The 16,281-nt window shown below is 64.3% G+C and carries 15 protein-coding genes; 5 read left to right on the forward strand and 10 right to left on the reverse strand.

The genetic code is table 11. The features are described from left to right. The first annotated feature begins 27 nt into the window (after window positions 1-27). Window positions 28-975, forward strand: coding sequence for a phosphoribosyltransferase (locus AAHK20_RS29285; protein ID WP_449184996.1), 948 nt, complete (start codon window positions 28-30; stop codon window positions 973-975). A gap of 187 nt (window positions 976-1,162) precedes the next feature. Next, window positions 1,163-2,710, forward strand: coding sequence for a methyl-accepting chemotaxis protein (locus tag AAHK20_RS29290; RefSeq protein ID WP_449184997.1), 1,548 nt, complete (start codon window positions 1,163-1,165; stop codon window positions 2,708-2,710). A 47-nt stretch (window positions 2,711-2,757) separates the two neighbouring features. Here the strand turns inward: AAHK20_RS29290 and AAHK20_RS29295 are convergent, their stop codons facing one another. Further along, a complete protein-coding gene (locus tag AAHK20_RS29295) occupies window positions 2,758-4,422 on the reverse strand; it encodes an ATP-binding domain-containing protein (protein WP_449184998.1) in 1,665 nt (554 codons plus the stop codon). Between the two features lie 159 nt (window positions 4,423-4,581). Here AAHK20_RS29295 and AAHK20_RS29300 point away from each other — a divergent pair, with 159 nt between their 5' ends. Further along, window positions 4,582-5,208: a glutathione S-transferase family protein gene (locus tag AAHK20_RS29300; protein WP_449184999.1), complete on the forward strand. Its 627-nt coding sequence runs from the start codon at window positions 4,582-4,584 to the stop codon at window positions 5,206-5,208. Window positions 5,209-5,268: 60 nt separating this feature from the next. Here the strand turns inward: AAHK20_RS29300 and AAHK20_RS29305 are convergent, their stop codons facing one another. After that, a complete protein-coding gene (locus AAHK20_RS29305) occupies window positions 5,269-6,894 on the reverse strand; it encodes a PAS domain-containing hybrid sensor histidine kinase/response regulator (protein ID WP_449185000.1) in 1,626 nt (541 codons plus the stop codon). A gap of 277 nt (window positions 6,895-7,171) precedes the next feature. Here AAHK20_RS29305 and AAHK20_RS29310 point away from each other — a divergent pair, with 277 nt between their 5' ends. Then, the gene (locus AAHK20_RS29310) at window positions 7,172-7,327 is read left to right on the forward strand and encodes a hypothetical protein (RefSeq protein WP_449185001.1); all 156 of its coding nucleotides are present in this window, start codon (window positions 7,172-7,174) and stop codon (window positions 7,325-7,327) included. A gap of 152 nt (window positions 7,328-7,479) precedes the next feature. On the opposite strand, the gene AAHK20_RS29315 is transcribed toward AAHK20_RS29310, so the two are convergent. The 7 genes from AAHK20_RS29315 to rhaM form a co-directional block, all read right to left on the reverse strand. Continuing rightward, window positions 7,480-8,061, reverse strand: a complete 582-nt coding sequence (locus AAHK20_RS29315; RefSeq protein WP_449185002.1) for an H-NS histone family protein — start codon at window positions 8,059-8,061, stop codon at window positions 7,480-7,482. A 166-nt stretch (window positions 8,062-8,227) separates the two neighbouring features. Further along, window positions 8,228-9,256 carry a rhamnose ABC transporter substrate-binding protein gene (gene rhaS / locus AAHK20_RS29320; RefSeq protein WP_449185003.1) on the reverse strand — a complete coding sequence of 343 codons (1,029 nt, stop codon included), beginning with the start codon at window positions 9,254-9,256 and terminating at the stop codon, window positions 8,228-8,230. A gap of 98 nt (window positions 9,257-9,354) precedes the next feature. Further along, a complete protein-coding gene (locus AAHK20_RS29325) occupies window positions 9,355-10,371 on the reverse strand; it encodes an ABC transporter permease (RefSeq protein WP_449185004.1) in 1,017 nt (338 codons plus the stop codon). Then, window positions 10,364-11,422 (reverse strand): ABC transporter permease, encoded by a 1,059-nt coding sequence (locus tag AAHK20_RS29330; RefSeq protein WP_449185005.1) that lies wholly within the window; start codon window positions 11,420-11,422, stop codon window positions 10,364-10,366. Before AAHK20_RS29330 ends, AAHK20_RS29325 begins: the two co-directional genes overlap by 8 nt. Continuing rightward, entirely contained in the window at window positions 11,419-12,948 is a 1,530-nt protein-coding gene (locus AAHK20_RS29335; RefSeq protein ID WP_449185006.1) for a sugar ABC transporter ATP-binding protein, read from the reverse strand. The genes AAHK20_RS29330 and AAHK20_RS29335 overlap by 4 nt, the downstream gene beginning before the upstream one ends. 23 nt (window positions 12,949-12,971) lie before the next feature. Next, the gene (locus AAHK20_RS29340; protein ID WP_449185007.1) at window positions 12,972-13,865 is read right to left on the reverse strand and encodes an amidohydrolase family protein; all 894 of its coding nucleotides are present in this window, start codon (window positions 13,863-13,865) and stop codon (window positions 12,972-12,974) included. Between the two features lie 54 nt (window positions 13,866-13,919). Further along, window positions 13,920-14,234: an L-rhamnose mutarotase gene (gene rhaM, locus AAHK20_RS29345; protein WP_449185084.1), complete on the reverse strand. Its 315-nt coding sequence runs from the start codon at window positions 14,232-14,234 to the stop codon at window positions 13,920-13,922. Between the two features lie 259 nt (window positions 14,235-14,493). Here rhaM and AAHK20_RS29350 point away from each other — a divergent pair, with 259 nt between their 5' ends. Beyond that, window positions 14,494-15,447: a LysR family transcriptional regulator gene (locus tag AAHK20_RS29350; protein WP_449185008.1), complete on the forward strand. Its 954-nt coding sequence runs from the start codon at window positions 14,494-14,496 to the stop codon at window positions 15,445-15,447. A gap of 29 nt (window positions 15,448-15,476) precedes the next feature. On the opposite strand, the gene lra1 is transcribed toward AAHK20_RS29350, so the two are convergent. Continuing rightward, entirely contained in the window at window positions 15,477-16,259 is a 783-nt protein-coding gene (gene lra1, locus AAHK20_RS29355; protein ID WP_449185009.1) for an L-rhamnose 1-dehydrogenase Lra1, read from the reverse strand. Between the last annotated feature and the right edge of the window lie 22 nt (window positions 16,260-16,281).

Raw genomic sequence — 16,281 nt, forward strand, 5'->3', positions numbered from 1 at the left:
CAACCGTCCCGCGCCGGCAGCCGCACCATGCCCAGACCGATCCTCCCCCTGACGTACGAACATCTCGACCATTGGATCGAAGCGCTGCAGCCGGCGCTTCTCGCCGAAGGCTTCGTATTGGCCGTCGGCATCTTGCGCGGCGGCGCGCCGCTCGCGCTGATGGTGTCGCACGCGGTGGGCACGCCGGTCGCGTTCCTGCGCTATGACCGCGCCACGCGCACGGTCGCATGGGATAGCTCGCTACCGATTCCACCGCGCGGCGCGAAGGTCTTGCTGTGCGAGGACATCTCGGGCCGCGGCTTCACGATGGCCGACTGCATCGCGTTTCTCGAGCAGCATGGCCTCGTCGTGAAGACGCTGACCGCCGCATTCGATGAGCTGAGCCGCGTGCGCCCCGACTATGGGAACGATGCGGTCGGCTACTTCGCGCTCTTCCCGTGGGAGCGCCAGGCGCATACCGAGCGCTATCGGTCGGATTGGGAGCAGGCCGTCGTCGCGGGCCAAGGGCAGATGGCGGACGACCACCACTACGCCGCCTGCGCGATCGACCTCGACGGCATCCTGCTGCCGGACATCCCGCTCGCACGCTATGACGAGGACCTCGCCGCCGCGCTGAACGAACGCGACGCGCTACTGCCCTTCGACACGCTGCCCGGCATCGCGATCGGCGCGGTCCGCGCGATCGTCACCGGGCGCCCCGAAACGGACCGCGACCGCACACAGGCGTGGCTCAGTCGGCACGGCTTTAGCGGCCCCGAACTCATCATGCGCAACCCCGCCTATCACGGCGAAGGCCCGGACGGCGCCGCCGCGCACAAAGCGGCAGCCGTGCGCGCGCTCGGCGTCACGCATTTCATCGAAAGCGACCCGGCGCAAGCGATCCTGATCTCCCGGCTCGCGCCGCTGCTGCGTGTGATCTGGTGGGACGCGCACGCGCACCGGGGCACGCTTGTCACGGCCGCGGATTGGCGCTGAGCCCCGCCGCTTTCAAGCCGGCGTGTAAGCCAAGGTAAGCGCACCGGCGCACGGCCACTCGGCCCACGCCGGCATTTCCGCGGCTCCCCCCTCAAGTTTCACCGCAAGCCTGCCGTAATTCATGGGTGTCGCTCCGCGCCCGCGCGAAGCGCGAAGCGCGTTTCCCCCTCGCCCACTGCGTCCCGCCATGTTCACACGCCTGTCCATCAAAGCCCGTCTCTACAGCACGCTCGGCCTGCTCGGGGTCCTGCTCATCGTCACCGGTCTGCTCGGCCAGATCGGCATGCAGGCGAGCAACCGCGCGCTCAAAGACGCGTATTCGCATCAGCTCGCCTCGCAGATCGCGATCGGCAAGGCCAACCTGAACCTGACCATCGTGCGCACGACGCTCGACCGCGTGGCGCTGCATCCCGAATCGCCGGAGGTGCCCGCGCTGATCGACAAGGCGCTCAACTATCTCGCGGTCTCCGACAAGGCCTGGCAGCAATACGCGTCGCTGCCGCGCAGCGCCGACGAAGAGGCGTTGTACGGCGCGGTGTCCTCGGCGCGTCAGACCTTCGTGCAGCAGGCGATCCTGCCGCTCGTCGACGCCATGAAAAAAGGCGACCGCACGAGCGCCGACACGCTCACGATGACGACCATCCCGCCGCTATCGGTCGCGCTCACGAAAGCGTCCAATGCGCTCGACGACTATCAGCGCGCACAGGGCAAGGCATCGTTCGAGACCGAGCAGGACCGCTTCATGACGCTGTCGTGGATCGGCGGCGCCCTGATCGTGCTCGGGCTCCTCGCGTGCGTGGGCTGCGCGTTCAGCCTGCAACGCGCAATTGCGCGTCCGCTCGCGCAGATCCTCACGCACTTCAAGCGCATCGCCGAGGGCGACCTGACCGGCCGCATCGAGACGCGCTCGCAGGACGAGATGGGCGAGCTAGTGAAAGGCTTGCAGACGATGCAGCGCAGCCTGACCGACACGGTGCGCAAAGTCACGCACGGTTCCGAATCGATCGCGACGGCGACGCGCCAGATCGCGGCGGGCAACACCGACCTGTCGCAGCGCACGGAAGAACAGGCGGCCGCGCTGCAAGAAACCGCGGCCAGCATGGAGCAGCTCACGGCGACCGTGAAGCAAAACGCCGACAACGCGCGCGAAGCGCAGTCGCTCGCCGACAACGCCCAGCAGATCGCGATGAAAGGCGGCGCGGTGGTCGGCGAAGTGATCGAGACGATGAACGGCATCGACCGCAGCTCGAACAAGGTCGTCGACATCATCGGCGTGATCGAAGGCATCGCGTTCCAGACCAATATCCTTGCGCTCAACGCCGCCGTCGAAGCCGCGCGCGCCGGCGAGCAAGGCCGCGGCTTCGCGGTCGTCGCGGGCGAAGTCCGCACGCTGGCGCAACGCTCCGCAGTGGCCGCGAAAGAGATCAAGGAGCTGATCGGCGAATCGGCGCAACGCGTGGCGACGGGCTCGCGGCTCGTCAGCTCGGCCGGCGCGACGATGCAGGACATTCAAAGCGCGGTGCGCAATGTCACGGACATCATGAGCGAGATCGCCGCCGCCTCGAACGAGCAGAGCGACGGCATCGAGCAGGTCAACCGCGCCGTTTCGCAGATGGATGAAGTCTCGCAGCAGAACGCGGCGCTCGTCGAGCAAGCGGCGGCCGCGGCCGCGTCGCTCGAAGAACAGGCCGACGGCTTGCGCCGCGCAGTCTCGACGTTTCAGGTCGCGCAGTAACGAAGCGCCGCGCCTTAGCGGCAACGGCGCTCAGCGATATCGATTAATCAATCGCTTTCGCTATTTTCCCCGCGCAGATGTCGCGCGGCGCGCTGCGACGCGACGACGATCAGTTTCATCGTCGCCCGCGTCGCGCCGACGAAAAGCTTGCGCGCGCTGCGTTCGTCGAAGGTCTCGAAATCGACCTCGGTCAGAATCACGCATGGCGCCGATTGTCCCTTGAAGCGATAGATCGATTCGAGCAGCACGTCGCCCTCGCGATACTCGGGGTTGCCGAACAGATCGTATTTGCCCGTGAAGCTGCGCAGGCGGTGCGGGCCGAGATGATCGAGCGCGGTCAGCGCGGAGCCCTCGCGTCCGCGAAACGAGAGCACGGCGATGTCCTGCTTTCTGAAACCGAGCGCGAGCGCCTGCGTGATCGCGCGCTTGGTCGCTTCGATGCCGCCATCCGCGCTGGCGGCGTCGTAGGTCGAAACGGCGATGTCGGAGCCGTCGAACGGGCTGCCTGATACCAGGCTCGCCGCGAGCGGCACGGGCGTGCCGACGATGTCGCGCACATAGTCGAGAATGTCGCGCGGGCTGCGATAGTTCGTCGTTTCCTTGATCACCGTCCAGCCCGGCAACGCGACCGGCTCGCGCATATAGAGGTTCTGCAGCGGGTCTTCGAGCCACCACCATGCGCCCTCCGGCGCGACGAGCCGCGCCAGCGCATCGACCCATGGCTGCTGGAAATCCTGTCCTTCGTCGACGATGAGGACGTCGAATTGCCAGCGCGAATCGATCGGCGCATCAGCAAACGTTGCCTCGAGACGGCTGAAAATTTCAGGCGCCTGGAAGTCGGGCGCCCTGCCCGCGTCGCGCGCGATCCAATCGCACAGTTGGTGATAGTTCGCGACCTTTGCCTCGGGTGGCGCCACGCGCACGATGTGATCGGCGAGCGGCCGATTGAAGCACACGTATAGCGGCCGCTTGCCGTTCGCGACCGCATCCTTCATGACTTGCACCGCGAGCTGCGTCTTGCCGGAGCCCGCCGTGCCGATCACGCGCAGGCGGAACGGCGCGAATTCGAGCCGGCGCGCCCAGGTGGCAAGCCCCCCGGCCAAACGCGTGACGAGTGTCCCCGCTTGACCGACGAGCGCGCTCGCATCGGGCGTGAGCGCGAGTTCGTCGGCGAGGAAGTGGTGGATCTTGGACGCGCATGCAAGACGCGGTTCGTCAGCGGGAAGCGCCTGGAGAATGATCGAAACCAGCCGGTCACGACGCGTGGCATCGACGATACGATCCGGGTTCACGCCCGCAATCGCCGCGTTCTTCACGGCGTAATCGGGGCAATACAGCAGCTCTTCGATGCAGTAGGTGCCCGCGCCGAACGCGGCGGTAAAGCGGCGGTGCATCCCTTCGATCGTACGCGCCAATTGAATCGACACGTTGCGCTCGGTCTGCAGATACACCTTGACGAGCCCCTTGGGCGTCTCGCGCAGAAACCCGGCCTTTTGCTCGACGATCATCACGCGCCCCGCCGGACTCACGATCACGAAGTCCGCTTCCCCGAACACCGAGAAGCTTTGATTAAGGCGCGTCCAATGCACGCCGTGATAGACGGTGTAGCCGTCAGGCAGCGCGCTTTCCAGCAGCGCCAGCGTCTCGCGCTCGCGCTCCGCGGCGCCGACGGCGGCTAAGTGCTTCCAATCATCAGGGACAGTGCGGGCCATTGAGGAGCCTCCTGGCTGGGCCTTCGAAGATCGCCGTATTGTACGTACTCGCCAAGGCAAAACGCCCGCCGCCGCGCCGGCGAGCGGCACAGACACGGTAGGCAAGCCGTCAGGCTGATCGTGTATCGTAGCGGCAACGATATTTGGAGGAATGGATCAATGCTGAAAATCTGGGGACGCGCCAATTCGGTCAACGTGCAAAAGGTGCTCTGGGTCTGCGATGAACTGAGCCTGCCGTACGAGCGCATCGATGCCGGGCTGCAGTTCGGCCGCGTTCGCGATCCCGACTATCTCGATCTCAATCCGAACGGCCAGATCCCGACGCTCGTCGACGGCACTTACGTGCTGTGGGAATCGAATTCGATCGTGCGCTACCTCGCCATGCAGTACGGGCCGACGAGCCAGCTCTACCCGAACGACCCGAAGCTGCGCGCGAGCATCGACCGCTGGCTCGACTGGTCACTATCGACGCTGCAACCGGCCGAACGCCCGGTATTCTTGAGCGTCGTGCGCACGCCCGCCGACGAGCGCAACCTCGTGCAGTTCGAAGCCGACCTGAAGACCGTCGCCGAGCGCTGGAAGCTGCTCGACGCTCACTTGAGCGGGCGCTTCTTTCTGGAAAGCGACAAATTCACGATCGCCGATATCGTGCTCGGCGCCTTCGCGAAACGCTGGTTTGGACTTGATGGCGTGGAACGGCCGCCGATGCCGAATCTCGAGCGCTGGTATGAACGGCTCGAACAGCGCGCGCCGTTCAAGAAGCATATCGATCTGCCGCTGACCTAAAGCGGCGCTTTCGCTTTGCGCCGAAGCCGCAGTTGCGGTTGCGGCGCCGCGTCAACTAACTCAGCGCTCGTCCGAGCCTGACTCGAACCCACTGCGCCGATCCAGCGCACGCTGCAGCAGCGAATCAATCAGCGCGAGCGGCACGGGCTTCGTCAAATGCGCATCGAACCCGCCTTGCAGCGAACGCTCCATGTCGCTCGCCTGACCAAAGCCCGTCATCGCCGCGTAAAGCACTTCGTTCGTGGACGGAATCAACTTCAATTGGCGCAAGACGGCAAAGCCGTCCGCGCCCGGCATGGCGATGTCGATCAGCGCGACATCGATGTGCTCGGTGCTCGCAATCGCCAGCGCTTGCAAGCCGTTGTAGGCGACCCGCACGCGATGCCCCTTGAGCGTCATCAGCATCGCCATGCTGTCGGCCGAATCGCGGTTGTCGTCCACGATCAGCACGTGCAGGGCGTTGCGGCCATCTCTCTCGGCCGTGTTCGGGAGCGGCGTCGCGCTGTCATCCGATGCCAGGGGCGAAGCGGCGAGCCGCGGCAGGCGCAACGTAAACGTGGCGCCTTGGTCTGGGCCGTCGCTCGCCACCGTCACCGCGCCACCATGCATTTCCGCGAGCCACCGGCAAAGCGTCAGGCCGACGCCGAGGCCGCCCTCTTTTCTCTCCAGGCGATTGTCGGCCTGCACGAACAAATCGAAGATCGAGTCGAGCGCATCGGCCTCGACCCCGCAGCCACGGTCAGCCACGCGCAACGCCGCCATCGTCCCCTCCGCGTGCACCGAGACACTGATCCGCGAACCCGGCTCCGAGAATTTCGACGCGTTGGAGAGCAAGTTCTGGGTGATCTGAACGAGCCGCGCCAAATCGCCATTCACCATGATGCGCGACTTCGAATAGGTGACGTCGACGGCCTGCTGCCGCATGTCGAGATGCGGACGCATCATCTCGATGCTGCGCGTCACGACGTCGTTCAGGTCGACCGGCTCGAGGCGCAGCACGATCTTGCCGGTAGTCACGCGGCCGACGTCGAGCAGATCGTCAACGAGACGCGTGAGGTGGGACACCTGCCGGTCGATCATGTCGCGGCACTGCTTGACTGTAGGGCTTACGAACGGCTCGAGCATCATCACGCTCAACGCATTGCGTACCGGCGCCAGCGGGTTGCGCAACTCGTGCGCGAGCGTGGCGAGAAATTCGTTCATATGCCGGCTCGCCACTTCGAGCTCGCGCAGGCGCTTCCGTTCCGTCATGTCGCGCGTCACCTTTGCAAAACCACACAACTCGCGCTTGCCGCCGCGCGTTTCGTACACCGCGGTAATGATCACATTGGCCCAGAACATCGAGCCGTCCTTGCGCACGCGCCAGCCTTCGTCCTCGACGCGCCCGACCCGGGTCGCCGTGACGAGTTCCATTTCCGGCTTGCCCGCCGCGACATCGTCAGGTGGATAGAAGACCGAAAAGTGCTGGCCCATGATGTCCCGCGCCGAATAGCCCTTGATCTTCTGCGCGCCGGTATTCCAGCTCGCCACGCGGCCGTCGCGATCGAGCATGAAGATCGCGTAGTCCTCGACCGCTTCAACAAGGATTCGGAAGCGCTCCTCGGGCGGCGCGACGAATTCGCGTTCGCGCACATTGCGCGCCGGCGTGCCGGGGGACGGCTCTGGGGCGGGAGAGTCCGGGTGCATGTGGGTGGCCGGTTCGTTAGGGTATGTTCACGCTTGTCGCAAATCCTTCTTCCGGCGGCCAGAGCAAGCCTGCTCTAGCGTCGAACAGACTGATGGCTGCGGCCCAACCGGCCGCTGTAGCTCCCTTAAGCAAAGCTTATGCCGATGTTCGCTATCTGGGACGGCCTAGGGCACTGGTCAACTGAGCTTGCCAACCAAGCAAGTCTTTGGCCCGCCTCGCGCAAATACGCGCCAATGTGCGCTGATAAGCGGAAAGTGCACTCCATTGATCTGCGGTATGGCCGAAACGCCGATTCAATTGCGCTTCGATGCGGTTGGGTTGCAACTGATTCGGGATCGCGCGTGTGACCGGCTTGGCGAAGAACAGCACCTGCGACGCCGCAATGCGCGACGTGCCGCGCTTCAAAACCGCGTTGCCGGCATGCAAATTTGACAACGCGATTGCAAATAATCGTATTCGACAGACCAAACATAGCGTGCGGCGCACACGTATTCGGATTGGTCCGATCGAGCGCTCCACCGCGATGCGTCGCGGCGGAGCGGCCGCAGCCCTGGCGAGCCGCGGGTCGAGGGTCGCCGGAAGACTTACGCAGCAGCGCTCTTCGCGGCGGCGGCGCCGCGTTTCGCGCGACCGGCCGTTTTCGCGGCGCGAACCGTCTTGACCGCTTTGCCCGACTTCGCCGCAGTCTTTTTGGCCGCGACGGCTTTCTTAGCCGGACCCTTGCGCGCTACCGTCCGCTTGGCGCCAACCGCCTTCTTGGCGGCAGCCGTCTTTTTAGCGGCTACCGGTTTCGCGGCCGCCGCGCCCGCTTTCGACTTGTCGATCAGGAAGACTGAGCGGTCTTTTGCATCCTTGATCCATGCCGGTGGACGAGCGTGGCCGCTCCAGGTCGCGCCCGTTTCGGGGTTCAAGTACTTCGGCGGAAGCTTGCCCGCTGCCTTGAGGCCCTTGGCCTTGGTTGCCGCACCCGCGAGGCCGGCTGCGCCCTTCGGCTTGGGACCGCGCTTCTTCGGCATATGCGCGTCGAGGTCGGCGACGGTCAAGCCGTGCTGGTCCATCAACGCGCGGATTTCCCCAATCACGGCACTCGCCCGTTTGGCGATCAAGCTTTCCGCTTGCGCCTGCAATTTCTCGATACGGCTTTGGATTTGCTTGAGCGTAGCCATCTTTTCTCCTTAAGAATGAATTGCGTGACTATGCCACGGGATGCTTGGATTGACTAACGCTATCTGGTCCGCCTTAGCAAAGGATAATAAAAAAGCGCCCCAAAGGGCGCTAAAAAACAACACATTTCGCTTAGAGATGCTTGCTGCAGCGCAGCCGGAATACGTGTTAGAAATTGAAATTATCGATGTTGCTCGCATCAAAGGTGGTCGGCGGTCCAAGAATGATTTCGCCATCCTTGCCGATCGTCCGCTTGCCGAGCTTGCCGGCCTCGAAAGATTCGCCCTCCTTGCCGCTGATCGTGCCCGACGCCAGGTTAGCCGCGGCATACGCGGCCAGATAGCCCAATTGACCCGGATCCCACAATTGAAACGCCTTGACCGTGCCGTTCTTGATGAACGCGCGCATCTGGTTCGGTGTGCCAAGACCCGTCAGCATGACTTGGCCTTTCTTGGGCGAAGTCGACAGATAGCGCGCTGCCGCTGCAACGCCCACCGAAGTCGGCGCCACGATGCCCTTCAAATTCGGATAAGCCTGAAGCAGCCCTTGCGTTTCGACGAACGATTTCTGGTCATCATCGTTGCCGTAAGCGATCTTAACGAGCTTCATCTTCGCGTATTCCGGCTTTTTCAACTCCTCCTGCATCCACTTAATCCAGGTATTTTGATTCGTCGCATTAGGCGTCGCGGAAAGAATCGCGAATTCGCCCTCGCCGCCGATCAATTTGGAGAGCAATTGAATCTGCCCGCGACCGATCGATTCGGCATTCGCCTGATTCACGAACAACTGCCGCCCGGCCGGCGCCGTATCGGAATCGAAGGTCACCACCTTGACGCCTTGCGACATCGCGCGCTTCAGATAAGGAACGAGCGCATTCGCGTCGTTGGCGGCGATGACGATCGCGTTTTGCCGCTGCGTGATGAGCGTATTGATGTATGAAACCTGCGACGATGCACCGGCATCCGACGGCCCGACCACCTTGCCGTCGCCGCCGAACTCCTTGATCGCGTCCATGCCGCCGTTATCCGCGGTCACTTCGTACGGATTATTGATCTGCTTCGGCACGAAGGCGATTTTCAAGCCGGGCTTGAGGTCGGCCGCGCTTGCTGCCGCGCTTGCCGCGCATGCCACCGCGACCAGGGCCGCACAGACTAGCGGTCTACCGAAACCGCGTAGAAAACGATGATGCACAGACATAGCAAGTCTCCTAATAGACGCTTGCGCCCCGCCATTCGGGGTTGCAAGCGGTTGTTGGTATTCGTCGGGTATTCCTGATTAACGGTGATTAAAGGTGGTTAGCGCGAAGCCGCCGCGCGCATCAATGAGCGACGCTCGCGAATGTTGCGCCAGCGTGCGATCAGATTCGGCACCAGCACCGACGACAGCAGCAACGCCCCAGTCACGATCGTCAGCGTTTCGCTCGATACGTCGTTGAGCGTCAGCGCGTTGCGCAGCACGCCGATGATGACGAGCGAGAGCAGCACGCCGGCCATCGACCCACGCCCGCCGAAAATACTCACGCCGCCGAACAGCACAGCCGCGATCACCGGCAGCTCGAAGCCCTCGCCGTTGTCGCCGCGCGCGCTCGTGAAGCGCAGCGTATAGACGACGCCCGCCAACGCGCTCATGAAGCCCGAGATGACGAACAGCTTGAGCTTGACGCGCGCGACATCGAGTCCGGAGAACGCCGCCGCGGTCGGGTTCGCGCCGATCGCATAGAGGCCGCGGCCGAACGCCGTGCGATGCAGCACGACCGTGAAGATGACTGCGCCGGCGATCACGAGTGTGAACGGCTGCGGCAGGAACGTGCTGCCGACGTTGTCCATCCCGAACGCGGTATAGCCGGCCGGAAAATCGGCGACGGCCTGATCGCCGAGCAGCACATAAGCGAGCCCGCGAAACAGCGCGAGCGTCCCGATCGTGACCGCGAGCGACGGCAGGTTGAAGCGCACGATGACGAAGCCGTTGAAGAACCCGGCCAGCGCGCCGAACATGAGCACGAGCACGATGACGACCGGCATCGGCAAGCCCATATGCCACAGCACGCCCATCAGCGCACTCGAAGCGCCGAGCACCGACGCCACCGACAAATCGATTTCCGCGGCGACGATGATGAGCGTCATCGGCAGCGCCATCAGCGCGATTTCGGTGAAGTCGGCGAGCATGTTGCCGAGGTTGGCGCTGCTGATGAACATCGGCGACAACACCGTGCCGAATACGAGCGACAGCACGAGCACGATGCCGAGCGCCGCCTCCCAGGTCACGCGAAAACCGCGTGTGCTGCCTGCTGCGGCGGAATTGGGACTAGCCATGATCGCGCTTCCTCATCATGCGTTTAGCGACGGAGCGGGCCAGCAGCGTATCGACCGTGATGGCCGCGACGATCAGCGCCCCTTGAATGGCTTGTTGCCAGAACGGCGACACGCGCAACACGACCAGCGCGATGTTGATCACGCCGAGCACGAGCGCGCCAAGCGTCGCGCCGAGCACCGTGCCGACGCCACCCGTGATCGCCACACTACCCACGACCGCCGACGCCACGACCTGCAATTCGATGCCCTTGCCCGTTCCCGCATCGACGGTGCCGAAGCGCGCCAGCCACAGCACGCCCGCGAGCCCGGCGATGGCGCCCGACAACAAGAAGCCCGCGAACACGCGCCGCTCGACCTTGATGCCGGCGAGCACCGCCGCCTCCGGGTTCGAGCCGATCGCGTAGTGCTCGCGGCCGGCGCGGAACTGCTTCAAATAGATGGCGAGCGCGATCAGCACGACGGCCGCCATCACGACGAGGTTCGGCACGCCAAGCAAGGTTCCGGTAGCGAGCCGCGAAAATGCATCGGGCAGGCTCGACGCGTTGATCTGGCCGCCGTGAACCCACGCGTAATCGGCGCCGCGAAAAATATAGAGCGTCGACAGCGTCGCAACGAGCGACGGCACGCGCCCGAACGTCACGAGCGTGCCGTTGATCGCGCCCGCGACCAGACCGACCGCGACGCCAGCCACGAGCGCGCCGGCGATCGGCAGATTCGGAAACGCGACGAACAAGCTGCCCACCGTGTACGCGCTGATGCCGACCGTCGAGCTGATCGACAAATCGATGTGCCGCATCAGCATGACGACCGTCATCCCTGCCGTCAGCAAGCTGATGATCGACACGTTCAACAGCACGTCGCGCAGGTTCTGCAGATTCAGGAACTCGGGCCGCGCGAGCGCGGTCCCGCCGATCAGCAGGATCAGCACGACGAACAGCGTGGTCTCGCGGCTTTGCGCGACGGCCGTCGCGAGGCGGCTTAGCTTGAACACGGGCAAGCCCGGTGCGTGGTGATGCGCCCCGACGGGCGCGGTGGAGGAATGCCGAGTCATGCCGCGTGTCCCATGGTGACGGGCGTGCCGCCGAGCGCGGCGCCCATGATGCTTTGTTCGGTGGCCTGAGCACGCGAAAGGCTGGCGCTGATGCGCCCTTCGTGCATCACGAGCACCCGGTCCGCCATGCCGAGCACTTCCGGCAATTCGCTCGAAATCATCAGCACGGCCATGCCTTCGCGCACGAGATCGGACAACGTACGGTAGACCTCGGCCTTCGCGCCGACGTCGATGCCGCGTGTCGGCTCGTCGATGATGAGCACGCGCGGCTCGGTGGCGAGCCATTTGCCGAGCACGACCTTTTGCTGGTTGCCGCCCGAGAGCGTGCCGGCCGGCGCGTCGAGGCTCGGCGCCTTGAGCTTGAGCCGCTGGCCCCAATGCGCGGCGAGCTTCGTTTCGCTGGCGGACGAGATCAGACCGTGGCGAACGAGGCGCCCGAGCACGGTCAGCGAGGCGTTGCGCGCGATGCTCAGTTCGAGCGCGAGACCTTGCGCGCGCCGGTCTTCCGGCACGAGCGCGATGCCCGCGCGCACCGCGACAGCCGGCTTGCCCGGCGCAACGCGCTTGCCACCGACGTGGACTTCGCCCGCATCGGGCATGTCGATCCCGAAGATCGCGCGCGCGACTTCGCTGCGCCCCGCGCCAACGAGCCCCGCCAGCGCGACGATCTCGCCCGCGCGCACCTCGAACGAGACGTCCTTGAACACGCCGACGCGCGTCAACCCGCGCACCGACAGCCGCACTTCGCCGGGCGTCACGTCGGCCTTCGGATAGAACGTGTCGAGGTCGCGCCCGACCATCTTCGCGACGATCTGATCGGTGGTGAGGTCTTTCGTCATCGCGGTCTCGACGGTCGCGCCGTCGCGCATGATCGTCACGCGCTCGGTCAGCGCGAACACCTCGTCGAGCCGGTGCGTGATGAAGAGAATCGCGACGCCGCTCTCGCGCAGCTTCCTGACGATCGAAAACAGACGCTCGACTTCGGGCAGCGAAAGCGCGGCGGTCGGCTCATCCATCACAAGCACATTCGCGTTCAGCGACAGTGCCTTCGCGATCTCGACCACCTGCTGATCCGCGATCGACAAGCCGCGCACGAGCCGCTGCGCACGCAGATTCACGCCCAACGAAACCAGCAAGGCGTCGACTTCGCGATGCATCTCGTCGTAGCGGATGCGTCCGAGCGCGTCGGTCGGCTGCCGCCCCATGTAGATGTTCTCGGCGATCGACAGATCGAAGAACAGCGTCGGCTCCTGGTAGATCACCGCGATGCCCGCGCTGCGCGCATCGGCGGGATCGGAAAACGAGCGCGCGGCGCCGTCGATCGTCAGCACGCCGCCATCGGGACGATGCACGCCCGCAAGTATCTTCACGAGCGTCGATTTGCCCGCGCCGTTCTCGCCGAGCAATGCGTGCACTTCGCCGGGCCACAGCGTGAGATTGCCGTTCTCGAGCGCGCGCACGCGCCCGAAGGTCTTGGTCGCACGCGCGAGCGTAAGGCGCGGGACCGGGTGGGTCGATGAAGTCATGCCTGCCTTGCCATAGTCAATGTTCAGATCCGGTAGCAGCGTTGCGCATTGGTACGGAACAGCGCATCGCGCTCCTCCTCGCTCGCGCCGGAGACGATCGCCGCATAGGCGCGCCAAAGCGCCGAGTAAGTGCCGAACAATCGGTCAACGGGGAAATTCGATGCGAACATCGCGCGCCCGACGCCGAACGCATCGATCGTTTCGAGCACGTACGGGCGCAGGCTTTCGACCGTCCAGCGATGGTCGAACATCGCGAGCCCGCTGATCTTCACGACCACGTTCTCGCACGACGCGAGCAGCCGCAGACCATCGCGCCACGCGCGATAGCCCTCGACGCTGTCGCGGTCGACGAACATGCCGGCATGGTTCAGGATCAACAGCGTGTCCGGATGCTCGCGCGCGAGCGCTGCGGCATCGGCCATCTGCGACGGGTAGAGCTGCAAGTCGAACGACAATCCATAGCGCGCGAGCAAACCGAAATTGCGGCGCCAGACGTCGCCTTGCAGATAGTCCCGCTGCACGTAGTTGTAGAGCGGATCGGGATGACGATTCAGGATCTGCCGGATGCCGCGCGTATTCGCGTACTCCATATGCCCTTCGAGCACCGCCTGCGCGTTGGCTTGCGACAGATCGGCGGCGGCGACGATCGCGTTCGGGAAATCGCGGCCGCGGCGCGTGTCGGCGAGCGACTGCAGCCAGCGCGTCTCGCCGACCGGATTCGCCGGATCGTAATTGGCTTCGACGTGGACCACTTTCAGCAATTCGATGTCGGCGGCATCCTCGATCAGATCGGTCGGCAGGTAATCGTGTTTCAGGTCGCGCGCATCGCCGACGAACGATTTGCCCGGATTCGCCAGCCATGGATAGTGGTGCGCGCTCAAATCCCAAAAGTGGACATGTGAATCGACAACTAGCATCGGTCTTCTCGCTAAGCGTTCAAACGGAATGCCGATTGAACCGGTTATGGAATTTCAAGGCAAATGAAAGACTTCGACCAAGGGCGTCGTGACGGGCGTGCCGTCCGATTCGGTCTGCATGATGTCGGCCATGTAGTCCCACCAGCGGCGCATGACCGCGAGATGCGGCAGGCGGTCCATCGTGTGATTGGGCTCGCGCTTGAGCACGGCAAAGAGATGGTTCGTCGCTTCGTCGAGAAAGATCGAATAGTCGTGCACGCCCGCCTCACGCAACGCCTGTGCCAGTTCGGGCCACAGTTCGCGATGGCGCCGCGCGTATTCGTCGCGCATGCCGGGGTTCAACACCATTCTGAAAGCGATCGTCTCCATGCGCGGCTCGTTCTTGTGCGAACCGGCCAAGCGCGCGTTGAGCGCTTGTCCGGCAGGTTGGTTGAGCAAGGGGAGACGGCGATGCAAGCGGTGCGCAAAATGCAGCACGGTTACGACACGCATCGCAGTGCCGCTGTCTCCAGATTTTCTTAAGCCGCACATCAGGCAATTGCATGGCGTCTATTTGATTTGACTATAATCGGCCCACCGATAACATCACAATCCGTTCTTTGGATTGGGCGATCGCTAAAGCGAATCAATGAGCTCCTCTTCGTCGTCGTTTGTTGCACTCGTCAACCGCCTCAAATTCAAGCACCTCGCCCTGCTCGTCGCGCTCGACGACATGCGCAATCTTCACCAGGCAGCCGAAGCGATCAATGTCGCGCAGCCGAGCGCAAGCCGGATGCTCGGCGACATCGAAGAAGCGTTCGGCTTTCTCCTGTTCGAGCGCAACTCGCGCGGCATGCAGCCGACACCGCTCGGCAGCGCGGCGCTCGCCTACGCGCGCCATTCGCTCGCGGAACTCACGCGCTTTGCCGAGGGGCTCGAAGTCAAACGCAAAGGTGGGCATGGGCAGCTCACGGTGGGCGCGATCATGGGCGCCGCGCCCGACCTGCTCGCGATGGCAGTCGCCGATTTGAAAGCCGAGCGGCCGCTTTTGAACATCCGCATTCTGGGCGAGACCAGCGACCAGGTGCTGCAACTGCTGAATCGGCGCGAAGTCGATGTGGCGCTGGGACGCTTCACCAACGCGCTGCAACATAACGACTTCGATTTCGAGCCGCTCGCACGCGAAACGCTGATGCTCGTCGTGCGCTCGGTGCATCCGCTCGCGACGGGCGCGGCGCCCTCTGCTGCAACGCTCGCTGATCTGCTGGGTTGGCCGTGGGTCGTGCAGCCGCTGACGACGCCGGCACGGCAATTGTTCGAGGATGAATTGGCGCGCGCGCAGTTGCCGACGCCGGCCAATCTGGTGGAATGCGCGTCGATCTTCGCGACGCTGCAATTGCTGCAAAACAGCAATGCGGTGGCGATGCTGCCGGAAACTGTCGTGCGGGATTACTTGAAGGCGAAGCTGTTGGTTGCGCTGCCGATTGGGATCGGGGAGAGCCTCACCGGGTTCGGGCTTCTGGTTCGCAAGCAGGAACCGCTGTCGGAACCGGCCCAGCGCTTCGTGACATTGTTGCGAAAGTATTCGAGCGGCGGCGCCTAAGGCGCTGCGCCGCCCGTCTGCCAAAAACGTTACTGCAGGTTCACGAACATGCCGCCGTCGACGAGCAACGCCGCGCCCGTCACATACCGCGCCCTGTCCGACGCGAGAAACACCACGCATTCGGCGACATCCTCAGGCGCCCCAAGCCGCCCTAGCGGAATGCGCTTCTCGAAGTACGCCTTCTTCCCCGCATCCGACAAATCCTCCGCGTTGAGATCGGTGGCGATCGTCCCCGGCATCACTGAATTGCAGCGGATGCCGTACGGCCCCAGCGCAATCGCGCACGATTGCATCAGCGAATGCACGCCCGCCTTCGTCGGCGTGTAGTGCGTCTGCATGCCGCCGCCGACGAGCGCGCTGATCGAGCTCGTCGCCACGATCGAGCCGCCCGTGCCCTGCGCCTTCATCTGGTTCGCCGCGGCCTGCGTCACGTAGAACGCGCCGTGCAGGTTGACCGCCATCGTCGTTTCGAACACTTCGGGCGGCATGTCGAGGAACGCGTGGAACGGACAAATGCCCGCATTGCTCGCGAGCACGTCGACGCGCCCGAACGCGTCGACGGCCGCTTTCACCAGCGCCGGTCCTGTCTCGCGTTCCGCGACGTTGCCCTCGACCGCAATCGCGCGCCGCCCCAGTGACGCGATGTCATCGAGCACTTCGCGAATCGCGGGGCGCCGGTCGTAGGTCGCATCGTTGTCGCCCCAGTAATTGAGCACGACGTCGGCGCCTTCACGGGCCGCCGTCACCGCGATGGCGCGCCCGATGCCGCGGGATGCGCCCGTCACGATCACTATTTTGTCTTTCAGCAACATCCTGTTCTCCCTCATCCCGTCG

Source organism: Trinickia camelliae, from assembly GCF_053525655.1.

Excerpts from the sequence above, each read along its gene's own strand:
- AAHK20_RS29335 (WP_449185006.1), bottom strand. The coding sequence starts at position 12,948 with ATGACTTCATCGACCCACCCGGTCCCGCGCCTTACGCTCGCGCGTGCG.
- AAHK20_RS29330 (WP_449185005.1), bottom strand. The coding sequence starts at position 11,422 with ATGACTCGGCATTCCTCCACCGCGCCCGTCGGGGCGCATCACCACGCA.
- rhaM (WP_449185084.1), bottom strand. The coding sequence starts at position 14,234 with ATGGAGACGATCGCTTTCAGAATGGTGTTGAACCCCGGCATGCGCGAC.
- AAHK20_RS29340 (WP_449185007.1), bottom strand. The coding sequence starts at position 13,865 with ATGCTAGTTGTCGATTCACATGTCCACTTTTGGGATTTGAGCGCGCAC.
- AAHK20_RS29285 (WP_449184996.1), top strand. The coding sequence starts at position 28 with ATGCCCAGACCGATCCTCCCCCTGACGTACGAACATCTCGACCATTGG.
- AAHK20_RS29315 (WP_449185002.1), bottom strand. The coding sequence starts at position 8,061 with ATGGCTACGCTCAAGCAAATCCAAAGCCGTATCGAGAAATTGCAGGCG.
- AAHK20_RS29350 (WP_449185008.1), top strand. The coding sequence starts at position 14,494 with ATGAGCTCCTCTTCGTCGTCGTTTGTTGCACTCGTCAACCGCCTCAAA.
- AAHK20_RS29305 (WP_449185000.1), bottom strand. The coding sequence starts at position 6,894 with ATGCACCCGGACTCTCCCGCCCCAGAGCCGTCCCCCGGCACGCCGGCG.
- AAHK20_RS29295 (WP_449184998.1), bottom strand. The coding sequence starts at position 4,422 with ATGGCCCGCACTGTCCCTGATGATTGGAAGCACTTAGCCGCCGTCGGC.
- AAHK20_RS29310 (WP_449185001.1), top strand. The coding sequence starts at position 7,172 with ATGGCCGAAACGCCGATTCAATTGCGCTTCGATGCGGTTGGGTTGCAA.
- AAHK20_RS29290 (WP_449184997.1), top strand. The coding sequence starts at position 1,163 with ATGTTCACACGCCTGTCCATCAAAGCCCGTCTCTACAGCACGCTCGGC.
- lra1 (WP_449185009.1), bottom strand. The coding sequence starts at position 16,259 with ATGTTGCTGAAAGACAAAATAGTGATCGTGACGGGCGCATCCCGCGGC.
- AAHK20_RS29300 (WP_449184999.1), top strand. The coding sequence starts at position 4,582 with ATGCTGAAAATCTGGGGACGCGCCAATTCGGTCAACGTGCAAAAGGTG.
- AAHK20_RS29325 (WP_449185004.1), bottom strand. The coding sequence starts at position 10,371 with ATGGCTAGTCCCAATTCCGCCGCAGCAGGCAGCACACGCGGTTTTCGC.
- rhaS (WP_449185003.1), bottom strand. The coding sequence starts at position 9,256 with ATGTCTGTGCATCATCGTTTTCTACGCGGTTTCGGTAGACCGCTAGTC.